Genomic DNA, 11,465 nt, shown 5'->3' on the forward strand with positions numbered 1-11,465 from the left:
CAGGCCATGCAGCACCGCAACCTGGGCCGCCTGCGGGAGCTGCTCTTTCACGAGGGGCCCGCCCCGGCCGGGGCCCAGGCCCTGCGCGGCGAGGAGCACTGGCGGCGCTCGGCCCGGGGTCTTGCGGGCTACCAGAAGGCGGGCGTGGCCGAAACCCTGGCCGCGCTGGCCGCCGCCCTGCCCGGGGCGCCGGGGTTCCGGCGCATGCTCGACCTGGGCTGCGGCCCGGCCGTGACATCCCTGCGGATGCTCGAACTGCTGCCCGGGCTGCGTCTGACCCTGTGCGACTTCGAGCCCGTGCTGCGCGTGGCGCGGGAGGAGGCCGAGGCCGCCGGGCTGGCCGGGCGCGTGGATTTCGTGCCCGGGGATTATAACACCGTGGATTTCGGCGCGGGCTACGACCTGGCCTGGGCCTGCCAGAGCCTGTACTACGCCCGCGACCTGCCGTCCTTCCTGGCCCGGGTCCTGGCCGCCCTGCGTCCGGGCGGGCTGCTGGTGAGCATCCACGAGGGCGTGCGCGACGAGGGCACGGCACCCCCCGCCCTGGTGCTCTCGCGCCTGTCCCTGGCCCTGGAGGCCCAGGACATGACCTTCACGCGCGGGCAGATCGCCGCCGCCGCCCGGAGCGCGGGTTTCGAACGCGCCAGCGCCGCCGCCCTGCCCATGCTCTACGGCGAGGCCGACTTCGAGGTTTTCCGGCGGCCCATCCCCGGGCAGGCGCGGCCATGAGGGCGCTGCTCCCGGTCCTGGCCCTGGTCCTGGCGGCCCCCTGGGCGCCGGGGGCGGCCCGGGCCGAGGACGCGCCGCCCCGGCTGCGCCTGGCGGCGCCCCCCGTGCCCCAGGCGCTGGCCCTGCTGCGCGCACCCCACGGCCAGGTCCTGCGCCGCGCGGGCCTGCGGGCCGAGTTCACGCCCTGGCGCTCGCCCGAGCAGTTGCGGGCCCTGGTGGCCAGCGGCGAGGTCGACGCCGCCATCGCCACCCTGCCCACGGCGGCGGTCCTGGCGGCCAGGGGCCTGCCCTGCACGGTGCTGGCGGCCTATTCCGCGCCGCTTTGGATCGTCTCGGCCACGGACGACGGGGCGGACGCGGCCCCGGGTGCGGCCCCGGACGCGCTGGCGGCCTTCCGGGCCCTGGAGGGCGAAGAGATCCTGCTGCCCTTCGGCCCGGGCAACGCGCCTGGGCTGGCCCTGGGCGTGCTGGCGCAGGCTGCGGGGGTGCGGCTGCGCATGAGCCACGCGGGCAGCGCCCTGGAGGCGCTGAACCTGCTGCGCCTGGGGCGGGGGGGCCATGCCCTGCTGCCCGAGCCTTTCGCCACGCGGGCCACGGCCCGGGCGCGGCACGGAGCGGCCCTGAGCCGGCGCCTGGACCTTCGCGCCCTGTGGACCCAGGTCTTTCCCGGCCGCGGGCCCATGCCCACCGCCGCCCTGGTGGCGGTGGGCCCGGCGGCGGCCGACCCCGTGACCCGGGCGGCCCTGCGCGGGGCCTTCGCCGAGGGCCTGGCCTGGGCCGGGGCCGAGCCCGGGGCGGCCCTGGCCCTGGCCGACGCCGCCTATCCGGAACTGGGGGCCCTGCTCCGGGCGGCGGGCCCCGGGCGCCCCGCCGCCCCCTGCACCCCGGACACGCCGCTCAGCGGGCCCGGGGGCGAGGCGGCGGCGCGTTTCATGATCGAACGTATCTTCGACCTCTGCCCGGACTGCCTGGGCGGGCGCCTGCCGGGCGAAGGATTCTGGGACATGGGCCATGCAGGTTCCTGACTGGGGCTGGCGGCTGGCGGGCTGCCTGTGCTTCGCGGCCCTGTGGCACGGGCTGGCCGCCGGGGGCGGGGGCCTGGCCGTGGCCGCCCCGCTGGAAACGCTGGGCGCCCTGGCCGGGCTGCTGGCCCGGGGGGAGTTCTGGCTGGAGGCCGTGCTGCCGACCCTGGCCCGGGTGCTGACGGGCTTCGGGCTGGGCGCGGCCGCGGGCGGCGCCCTGGGGGGCTGGGCCGGGCTGCACCGGGGCGCGGGCCTGTTCCTGCTGCCGCTGCGCTGGGTCCTGTCCAGCGTGCCCGGGGTGGTTCTGGCCATCCTGGCCATGCTCTGGTGGGGCTCGGGCTCGGGCATGGTGGTGGCCATTGTGGCCCTGTCCGTGGCGCCGACCATCTATCTGGCCGCGCGCGAGGGCTTCGCCGCCGTGGACGACGGCCTGCGCGAAATGGCCCGGGCCTACGGCCTGGGCTGGCGCAAGCGCCTGACGGCCCTCTACCTGCCTGCGGCCGCCGCGCCGTTCTTGTCCGGCTGCGTGGTGGCCCTTGGCGGGGGCATGCGCGTGGCCATCCTCGGCGAGACCCTGGGCGCCTCCCGGGGGCTGGGCTACACCCTGGCCCTGGCCCGGGCCAACCTGGACACGCCGAAGCTCTATGCCGTGGCGCTGGTCAGCATGCTGCTGGTCAGCCTGGTGGAAGCCACCCTGCTGCGCGGCCTGCGCCGGGCCCTGCGGCCCGGGGGGCGGCCATGACCGCCCTGGTCGCCCTGCGCGGCGTGCGCTACCGCCACGGCCGACGCGAGGTGCTCGGCGGCGTGGACCTGGAAATCGCCCCCGGCGAATCCGTGGCCCTCATGGGCCCGAGCGGCGCGGGCAAGTCGACCCTGGCGCGCGTGGCCGCCGGGCTGCTGCGGCCCCACGGCGGGCAGGCCCTCCTCGCCGCCCGGCGCGTGGGCTTCGTGTTCCAGGAGCCCCGGCTCCTGCCCTGGCGCACGGCCCTGGAAAACGTGGCCCTGCCCCTGGCGGGCCCCGCGAGCCAGGCCGGGGCCGCCTGCCGCGCCATGCTGGCGGCCGTGGGCCTGGCCGGGGCCGAGGGGCTCTACCCCGGGCAGCTCTCGGGCGGCATGCGCCAGCGGGTCTCCCTGGCCCGGGCCCTGGCCGTCGGGCCGGACCTGCTCGTCCTGGACGAGCCCTTCACCGGCCTGGACGGCGCCCTGCGCCGGGAGATGCGCGCCCTGCTGGAAACCCTGGCCGACGAGGGCGGCATGGCCACCCTGCAGGTGACCCACCACCGCGAGGACATCCTGCGCGGCACACGCCGCGTCCTGCACCTGGAGGGCGGCAGGCTTCGCGCCGGGCGGGCCTGAGCGGCCCCGGCCGCGCGCAAAAACGCCACCGGCCGGGCCGGGCTCCCGTGCGGGGAACCGGTCCGGCCGGTGGCGGCCCGCCGGGCAGGCCCCGGGGTCGGGGCCGGGTACCCGGCCATCAGGAGGCGGTCAGCCTTCGGAAACAGGGGCCCGGGGCTCGGGGGGCACGCAATAAACAAGCCTCCCCGTGTTCCGCAGGCGCAAGGTCAGGGCACGCCCGCAGGCTGCGGCGGCCTCGCGCCGCCGCGGGGCGTCCCGGGGCAGAGGCTTTCCTGCCCCGGAGGCTCCGACTGCGACCCAGAAACGCGGCGGCTAGGCGCCCACAGCCTTCCTGCTGTTGGCCGCCACCACGCGGTAGAGGCGGTTGTCCACGCCCACGCGGCCCTCGATGAGGGTCAGGGCGCGGTGGTACTCGGCCAGGGCCTCGACCATGCGCCCGGCGCTGTGCAGGACGATGCCCAGGCAGTTGCGGGTCTTGGCGTCGATGACGGCGCCCGCGCCCACGGTGCGCCCCAGGTCCAGGGCCTCGCGCAGCAGGCGCTCGGCCTCGCCGTGGGAACCGATGTCCAGGGCCTGCATTCCGGCGCGGCTCAGGTCGCGGATGCGCCCGAGCACCTTGCAGCGGCAGCCGCCGGAGCATTCGGCGTGGCCCTCGGCGTGGCGGTGCCCGCCGTCCACGGCGGCCACCCGGGCCGAAGCCCGCCTGCCGCCGCACCCGCAGCCCGCGTGGGTGCCCCTGTGCTTTGCCTCGTGCCGATCCTTGACGCTGCCCATGATGCTGCTCCTCCTGTTCCGGGTTGCCGTGGCGCGGGGCCCTTCATGCGCCCCGGGATTTCTGATACTGAATTTCATTCTCATTGACAAGCCCCCTGTGGAGGCCAAAAGCGGGAAAAGCGAAAATTCCACGGCGCGGCCCCGGCCGCCCCCTGCGGCGCGACGCGTCTTGCGGCTTCCCTCCACGGTCCGTTTCGGGCTATGGTAGCCCAAATCGGGGATCACCCGGAGGAGACACCCATGAGCATCAACCGCATCGTCCGCGCCGCGGCGGGCACCATGGTCCTGCTGACCGTGGCCCTGTCCGTGCTGCATTCGCCGCATTGGCTGTGGCTTACCGCCTTCGTGGGCGCCAACCTGCTGCAATCGGCCTTCACGGACACCTGCCCGCTCATGGCCGTGCTGCGCCGCATGGGCATGAACTAGCCGCCCCGGCGCCATCCCAGCCCCAGGAGCTTCTCACGATGAAAAGACGCCTCGTCCTCGTTCTGGGTTCCGCCGTCGTGCTGCTGGTCGTGCTCTGGCAGGCCGGCGCCCTGCGCACGGACACCATCGCCCCCGGCCCGGGCGCCGCGCCCGACCCCGGCCCCGAGCCCGGGGCCACCACCGTCACCCGCCAGGCCGACATCGACGATATCTACGAGGCCGTGGGCACCATCCGCCCGCGCACGGAAACGAGCATCGAGGCCCAGGTCACGGCCCGGATCGTCGAGGTGCGCGTGCGCGAGGGCGATTTCGTCAAGCGCGGGGAGGTGCTGGTGGTCCTGGATGACCGCGAGCACGCCGCCCGGGCGGACAGCGCGGCCCAGGCCCGGGCCTCGGCCCAGGCCGGGCTGGAGCAGGCCCGCCAGGGCGTGAGCGAGGCCAAGGCCGCCTTCGACACCGCCGCCGCCCAGTACAAGCGCATCAAGACCCTCTTCGCCGGACGCGCCGTGGCCCAGAGCGAGATGGACCAGGCCGAGGCGGCCTATCTCCAGGCCGAGGCCCGGCTGTCCCAGGCCCGCGAGGCCGTGGCCGGGGCCCAGGCTGCCCTGGGCCGCGCCGCCAAGCAATACGAGGAGGCCGACATCGCCCGGGGCTACACCGTGATCCGCGCCCCCGAGGACATGGAGGTCGCCCGGCGCACGGCCGAGCCCGGCGACCTGGCCGTCCCGGGGCGCGCGCTGCTGGTGGTGCAGACCGCCGGTTCCCTGCGCCTGGAGGCCTTCGTGCGCGAGGGGCTGGTGGCCCGCGTGCGCCCCGGCACGGAGCTGCCCGTGGCCGTCGGGGCCCTGGAGCGCACGGTGCCCGGCGTGGTGGAGGAGGTTGTCCCCGCGGCCGACCCGACCACGCGGACCTTCCTGGTCAAGGTCGGGCTGCCCGACCTGCCGGGGGGCTATCCGGGCATGTTCGGGCGGCTGCTGGTGCCCGCCGGGCGCCGCCCGGCGGTGCTGCTGGATGCGCGCGCCGTGGTCCGCACCGGGCAGCTGGAAACCGTTCGCGTGCGCGACGGCGACGCGTGGCGGACCGTCCTGGTGCGCACCGTGCCCGCCGGAGGCGGCGAGGTGGAGGTGCTGGCGGGGCTGGAGGGCGGGCAGACCGTGGCCCTGCCCGGGGGCGCCCCATGAGCGGCGACGCCCGGACCCCGCGCGGGATCATCCCCGCCGTGGTGGAAGCATTCCTGGAAACGCGGCTGTCGGTGCTGCTGGTGGTGGCGACCCTGTGCCTGGGCGCGGCGGCGGTGCTGCTGACCCCGCGCGAGGAGGAGCCCCAGATCGTCGTGCCCATGGCCGACGTGTCCGTCGCCGTGCCCGGGGCCAGCGCCGAGGAAGTGGAAAAACTGGTCACCACGCCCCTTGAGCGCATCCTGTGGCAGACCGACGGGGTGGAATACGTCTACTCCGTCTCCCGGCGCGACCAGGCCCTGGTCACGGTGCGCTTTTTCGTGGGCGAGGACCGCGAGCAGTCGCTGCTCAAGCTGCACAACACGGTGCAGAAGAACCTGGACCTGGTGCCCGCCGTGGTCCAGGGCTGGCTGGTCAAGCCCGTGGAAATCGACGACGTGCCCATCGTCTCCGTGGCCCTGTATTCCGAAACCCTGGACGACGCGGCCCTGCGCCGGGTGGGCGAGGAGCTGTACCACCGGCTGGCCGAGGTGCCCGACGTGTCGCGGGTGACCCTCACGGGCGGGCGCCCGCGCGAGGTGCGCGTGGAGCTGGACCCGCAGCGCATGGCCGGGCTGGGCGTGGCCCCCCGGGACGTGCGCACCGCCCTGGCCGCGGCGGACACCTCCGTCACCGCAGGAACACTCTCCAGCGCCGGACGCGAATACGCCGTACGCACGGACTCCTTCCTCATGTCCGCCGCCGACGTGGGCGAGGTGGTGGTGGGCGTCTACCAGGGCCGCCCGGTATATCTGCGCGACGTGGGCCAGGTGCTGGACGGCCCGGCCGAGCCCTCGACCTACACGCGCATCGGCTTCTCGGCGCGCCTGGAGGCCGAGCAGGGCCCGCGCGGCCAGGCGCCCGGGGCCACGTTCCCCGCCGTGACCCTGGCCCTGGCCAAGAAGAAGGGCACCAACGCCGTGGCCGTGTCCGCCGCCGTGAAGCGGCGCATGGCCGAGCTGGCGCACACGGTACTGCCCGACGGCGTGCGCTACGAGATCGTGCGCGACTACGGCGCCACGGCCCAGGAAAAGGTCGACAACCTGCTCTCATCGCTGTTCTTCGCCATCCTGACGGTGGTGGCCCTGCTGGCCGTGACCCTGGGGCGGCGCGAGGCCGCCGTGGTGGCCCTGGCCGTGCCCCTGAGCTTCGCCCTGGCCCTGTTCGTCAACTACGCCCTGGGCTACACCATCAACCGCGTGACCCTCTTCGCCCTGATCCTGTCCCTGGGCCTTGTGGTGGACGATCCCATCACCAACGTGGACAACATCCAGCGCCACATCCGCCGGGGGGCGCTGCCCCCGCGCGGGGCGACCCTGGCCGCCGTGGCCGAGGTGCTGCCCCCGGTGCTCATGTCGACCCTGGCCATCATCATCTCCTTCGTGCCCATGTTCTTCATCACCGGGATGATGGGCCCCTACATGGCGCCCATGGCCGCCAACGTGCCGCTGACGGTGACCTTCTCCACCCTGGCGGCGCTGACGGTCGTGCCCTGGATGGCCCACCTGCTGCTGCGCCACCAGGCCGGACGCGACGCGGGCGCCCGGGCCGGGGGGGAGGCGGCCCCCGGGCCGCGGTCCGCCCTGCACCGGGCCTACGCGCGCCTGCTCGGCCCGCTGCTGGACTCGCCCCGGCGCCGCGCGGCCCTGTGGGCGGGCATGGCCGTGCTGCTGCTGGCCTCGTGCGCCCTGGCGGCCCTGCGGCTGGTGCCGCTCAAGATGCTGCCCTTCGACAACAAGAACGAGTTCCAGATCGTGGTGGACATGCCCGAGGGCACGCCCCTGGAAGCCACGGACCGCGTGGTGCGCCGCTTCGAGGACTTCCTGCGCACCGTGCCCGAGGTCGACGCCTGGACCACCTACGCGGGCACGGCCTCGCCCATGGACTTCAACGGCATGGTCCGCCACTACTATATGCGCCGGGGCGGCAACGTGGCCGACATCCGCGTGAACCTGGCCCACAAGGACCGCCGCGAGGCCCAGAGCCACGCCATCGTGCTGCGCCTGCGCCCGGGGCTGGAGCGCATCGCCGCCGCCTCGGGGGCGGCCATCCAGGTGGTGGAGGTGCCGCCCGGGCCGCCGGTGCTCTCGACCCTGGTGGCCGAAATATACGGCGACCCGGACCGGACCTACGGCCAGATCCTGGCCGGGGCCGACCATGTGGCCCGGCTCATGCGCGAGGAGCCCCTGGTGGCCGATGTGGACACCAGCGCCGAGGCGCCCCACCAGGCGCTGCACTTCGAGCTGGACCGCGAGAAGGCCGCCCTGCACGGCGTGAGCGCCCAGGCGGTGGCCCAGGCCCTGTCCATGGCCGTGACGGGCGAGGTGCCGGCCCTGGTCCACGAGCCCGACGAGCGCCAGGAGCTGCCCGTGCGCGCCGTGCTGCCGCGCCCGCGCCGCTCCTCGGCCTCGGCCCTGGGCCAGATGCCCCTGAAGAGCGAACCCCAGGGCCAGCCCGAGGGCATGGTGCCCCTGGCCGAGCTCGGCCGCTTCGAGATGCGCCCGCAGGACCAGCCCATCCTGCACAAGAACATGGAGCGCGTGGCCTATGTGTACGCGGAGATGACCGGCCGGGCCCCGGGCGAGGCCGTGCTGGACCTGGGCTCGCGCCTGCGCTCCGACCCCCTGGGCCCGGGCCTGCGCGCCGAGTGGGCCGGGGAGGGCGAATGGAAGATCACCGTGGACGTGTTCCGCGACCTGGGGCTGGCCTTCGGCGCGGCCCTGGTGGGCATCTTCATCCTGCTGGTGATCCAGACCCGGTCCTTCGGCATGCCCGGGCTGATCATGGCCGCCATCCCGCTGACGGTCATCGGCATCATGCCCGGATTCTGGCTGCTGAACGCGCTCTTCGCCGCAGTGGTGGGCGAGCTGCCCGACCCCATCTTCTTCACCGCCACGTCCATGATCGGCATGATCGCCCTGGGCGGCATCGTCATCCGCAACTCCCTGGTGCTCATCGAGTTCATCCAGGGCGAGCTGGCCCGGGGCCTGCCCCTGCGCGAGGCCGTGCTGCAAAGCGGCGCCGTGCGCATGCGGCCCATCCTGCTCACGGCGGGCACGACCATGCTCGGCGCCTGGCCCATCACCCTGGACCCCATCTTCTCCGGGCTGGCCTGGGCGCTGATCACCGGGCTGCTGGCCTCCACGGCCTTCACCCTGGTGGTCATCCCCGTGGCCTACTACGCCCTGTTCCGCCCGCGCGAGGCCGCCGGGCGACCCTGACCGCCCGGCGCCGGGGCCGCCCCGCCCGGGGCGGCCCCGGCCCCCTGGCGCAACGCGCGCACCCGTGCTATGCCCGCCCCATACGCTGCGAGCGTCATCCAACAGCTTCAAACGACAAGGAGATTTCCCATGCGCTTCATCCACACCGACAAGGCCGCCGCCGCAGTGGGCCCCTACAGTCAGGCAACCGACACCGGCTCCCTTGTTTTCGTCAGCGGCCAGCTCGGCCTGTCCCCGACCACGGGCGAACTGGCCCAGGGCTTCGCCGCCCAGACCCGCCAGGCCCTGGACAACCTGCGCGCCATCCTGGAGGGCGCGGGCCTTGGCCTGGACAGCGTGGCCGTCGTCGAGGTCTTCGTCACCGACATGGGCGCCTTCCCGGAGTTCAACGCCCTTTATGCGGACTTCTTCGGCGAGCACAAGCCGGCCCGGGCCGTTGTCGAAGTCTCGGCCCTGCCCAAGGGCGGACTGGTCGAGGTGAAATGCACCGCCGTGCGCTAAGGCCCGCGACGAAGTGCAACAGACGTTCCCGTGCCCGAAAGGCCCTGCCTTTCGGGCACATCTTTTTTCCCCCGTCCTCTTGCATGAACAAGAAAAATCGATAATATTGGAAGCAGTTCCCCAAACTGCGGACCACACTCCATCCCGACTTCTACTTCTTCCTCCTGCCTCTTCATGGACCGCGAGCCACTTTCCTTTGCCGGGAGGATGCAGCTCATGGACAGCATCGGCAACGTCGTCGGCCTTGCGGGCAGCGCCCAGGCCCAATCCAGCGAAGGCTCCAGGCCCCTGGCCCTGGGCAGCCCCGTCCACGCGGGCGAGGTGCTGACCACGGGCCCCGGGGCGCACGTCGAAATAACCTTCACCGACGGTTCCGTCCTGGCCCAGGGCGAAAACGCGACCCTGACCCTGGACCAGTACGTCTACAACCCCGAAGACAGCGGCGCCTCGGCCATGCTGCTCGACATGGCCCAGGGCACCTTCCGCATGATCACCGGCGAGCTGGCCAAGGCCAACCCCGAGGGCGTGGCCATCCGCTCGCCCCTGGCGACCATCGGCATCCGCGGCACCGGCGCGGATTTCGACGTACAGCCCGGCGGCGCCATGCGCGTGGGCGTGTTCCAATACGACGGGCTGGACCTGACCATCACCACCCCCTTCGGCTCGGTGGTCATCAACAACGCCAACCTGATCCTGGACATCGCCCCCGACGGGCGCCTGGGCGAGCTGCGCGACTACTCCGCCCTGGAGCGGGCCTTTTTCAGCGCCGTGGCGCCCATCCTGTCCATCCCCGTGCCGGGGGCCGAGGACGGCCAGGACGGGGGCGGCGGCGACGACGACGGAACCCGGGGCCAGGACGACGAGGGCCAGGACGGCGAGGGGGAGGTCGAGGTCGAGGTCGAGGCCGACGAGGGCTTCACCGAGGGCGACGTGCTCGACTTCGTGGCCGCGCTGTTCGCCGAGGCCCTGGCCGACCAGACCCTGCCCGGGGCGGCGGAACTCCCCGAGCCGCAGCCCGCCCCCCTGGGCACGGGCTCGGACTCCGGCCCGGGCGGCGACGACGACCCCGACCCCCGGCAGACCACGGGCACAACCGCGGCCGCCTCCTCCGCGCCCTCCGCCGAGCCCGGCCAGGGCGACGGCCTGTCCGGCACGGCCTACGCCGACTGGCTGCGGGCCTACAACGGCCCCATGACCGTCTCCGGCCTGGCCGGACCGGACACCCTCACGGGCAGCAGCGCGGCTGACACCATCTACGGCGGCACGGGCAACGACCACATCGACCTGGGTTCCAGCGGGGCCGACCTGGCCTACGGCGGGGCGGGCAACGACTCCATCCGCGCCGTGTCCGGCTCGGGCAGCGACACCGTGTACGGCGAGGCCGGCAACGACACCATCTCGCTCTACAGCTCCAACGACCTGGCCTACGGCGGCACCGGCGACGACTCCATCACGGGCGGCGCGGGCGCCGACACGCTCCTTGGCGAGGAAGGCAACGACAAGCTCTTCGGCGGCACCGGCGCGGACACCCTGTCCGGCGGCGCGGGCGACGACTCCCTGTACGGCAACAACCTGGCCAACGCCTCCGACGGCGCGGCGGACACCCTGACCGGCGGCGCGGGCAACAACGCCCTGTACGGCGACACGTCCGACTGGGCCTCCTACGCGGCCAGCGCCTCGGCCATCAGCTTCAACTGGGCCGTGGCCGCGCAGGTGGACCACGGCGACGGCACCGACACCCTCACGGGCATAACCCGGGTCATCGGCAGCGCAGGCGACGACACCATGCTCGGCAGCGGCGGAGGCGTGACCTTCGACGGCGGCGCGGGCAACGACTCCATGACCGGCGGCGCGGGCAACGACTCCTTCATCGGCGGCAACGGGCAGGACACCGTGGACGGCGGCGCGGGCTCCGACACCCTGGACCTGCGCACGGCGTCCGGCTCCGTGACGGCGACCTTCACGGGCGGCGGCGACGGCACGGCCGCCTTCGGCGGCCTGACCACAAGCCTCGCGGGCATCGAGGCCCTGCACGGCTCCCACCGCGACGACACCATCACCGGCGACGACAGCACCACCCTGCTCACCGGCCAGATGGGCGACGACTCCATAGTCGGCGGGGCCCTGGGCGAGACGCTGCACGGCGACGACGAGGCCAACTCCGCCTCCACCGTCGCGGGCGGCGCCACCCTCTACGCCGGGGACGACACCGTTCGCGG

The 11,465-nt window shown here is 74.1% G+C and carries 10 protein-coding genes; 9 read left to right on the forward strand and 1 reads right to left on the reverse strand.

The features are described 5' to 3' along the window. The 4 genes from M0P34_RS08795 to M0P34_RS08810 form a co-directional block, all read left to right on the forward strand. Positions 1 to 729: class I SAM-dependent methyltransferase (locus M0P34_RS08795; protein ID WP_291498538.1), on the forward strand; the 729-nt coding region annotated here is incomplete at its 5' end. Further along, entirely contained in the window at positions 726 to 1,754 is a 1,029-nt protein-coding gene (locus M0P34_RS08800; protein WP_291498539.1) for a hypothetical protein, read from the forward strand. The genes M0P34_RS08795 and M0P34_RS08800, both read left to right, overlap by 4 nt. Then, positions 1,741 to 2,493 (forward strand): ABC transporter permease subunit, encoded by a 753-nt coding sequence (locus M0P34_RS08805; RefSeq protein ID WP_291498540.1) that lies wholly within the window; start codon positions 1,741 to 1,743, stop codon positions 2,491 to 2,493. The genes M0P34_RS08800 and M0P34_RS08805 overlap by 14 nt, the downstream gene beginning before the upstream one ends. Then, positions 2,490 to 3,107, forward strand: coding sequence for an ABC transporter ATP-binding protein (locus tag M0P34_RS08810; RefSeq protein WP_291498541.1), 618 nt, complete (start codon positions 2,490 to 2,492; stop codon positions 3,105 to 3,107). The genes M0P34_RS08805 and M0P34_RS08810 overlap by 4 nt, the downstream gene beginning before the upstream one ends. A 312-nt stretch (positions 3,108 to 3,419) precedes the next feature. Here the strand turns inward: M0P34_RS08810 and M0P34_RS08815 are convergent, their stop codons facing one another. Further along, complete coding sequence (locus tag M0P34_RS08815) at positions 3,420 to 3,881, reverse strand: tetratricopeptide repeat protein (RefSeq protein WP_291498542.1); 462 nt, start codon at positions 3,879 to 3,881, stop codon at positions 3,420 to 3,422. A gap of 240 nt (positions 3,882 to 4,121) precedes the next feature. On the opposite strand from M0P34_RS08815, the gene M0P34_RS08820 reads away from it, so the two are divergent. The 5 genes from M0P34_RS08820 to M0P34_RS08840 all read left to right on the forward strand — a co-directional run. Further along, complete coding sequence (locus tag M0P34_RS08820; protein WP_291498543.1) at positions 4,122 to 4,307, forward strand: DUF2892 domain-containing protein; 186 nt, start codon at positions 4,122 to 4,124, stop codon at positions 4,305 to 4,307. 38 nt (positions 4,308 to 4,345) lie between these two features. Continuing rightward, a complete protein-coding gene (locus tag M0P34_RS08825) occupies positions 4,346 to 5,488 on the forward strand; it encodes an efflux RND transporter periplasmic adaptor subunit (protein ID WP_291498544.1) in 1,143 nt (380 codons plus the stop codon). Further along, positions 5,485 to 8,745 (forward strand): efflux RND transporter permease subunit, encoded by a 3,261-nt coding sequence (locus tag M0P34_RS08830; RefSeq protein ID WP_291498545.1) that lies wholly within the window; start codon positions 5,485 to 5,487, stop codon positions 8,743 to 8,745. Before M0P34_RS08825 ends, M0P34_RS08830 begins: the two co-directional genes overlap by 4 nt. 129 nt (positions 8,746 to 8,874) lie before the next feature. Beyond that, a complete protein-coding gene (locus tag M0P34_RS08835) occupies positions 8,875 to 9,246 on the forward strand; it encodes a Rid family detoxifying hydrolase (protein WP_291498546.1) in 372 nt (123 codons plus the stop codon). Between the two features lie 216 nt (positions 9,247 to 9,462). Further along, on the forward strand, positions 9,463 to 11,465 hold a 2,003-nt coding region (locus tag M0P34_RS08840), incomplete at its 3' end, for a FecR domain-containing protein (protein ID WP_291498547.1).

Origin of the sequence: Desulfocurvus sp. (assembly GCF_023230885.1) — a bacterium.
In the GTDB taxonomy this organism is placed as follows: domain Bacteria; phylum Desulfobacterota; class Desulfovibrionia; order Desulfovibrionales; family Desulfovibrionaceae; genus Desulfocurvus.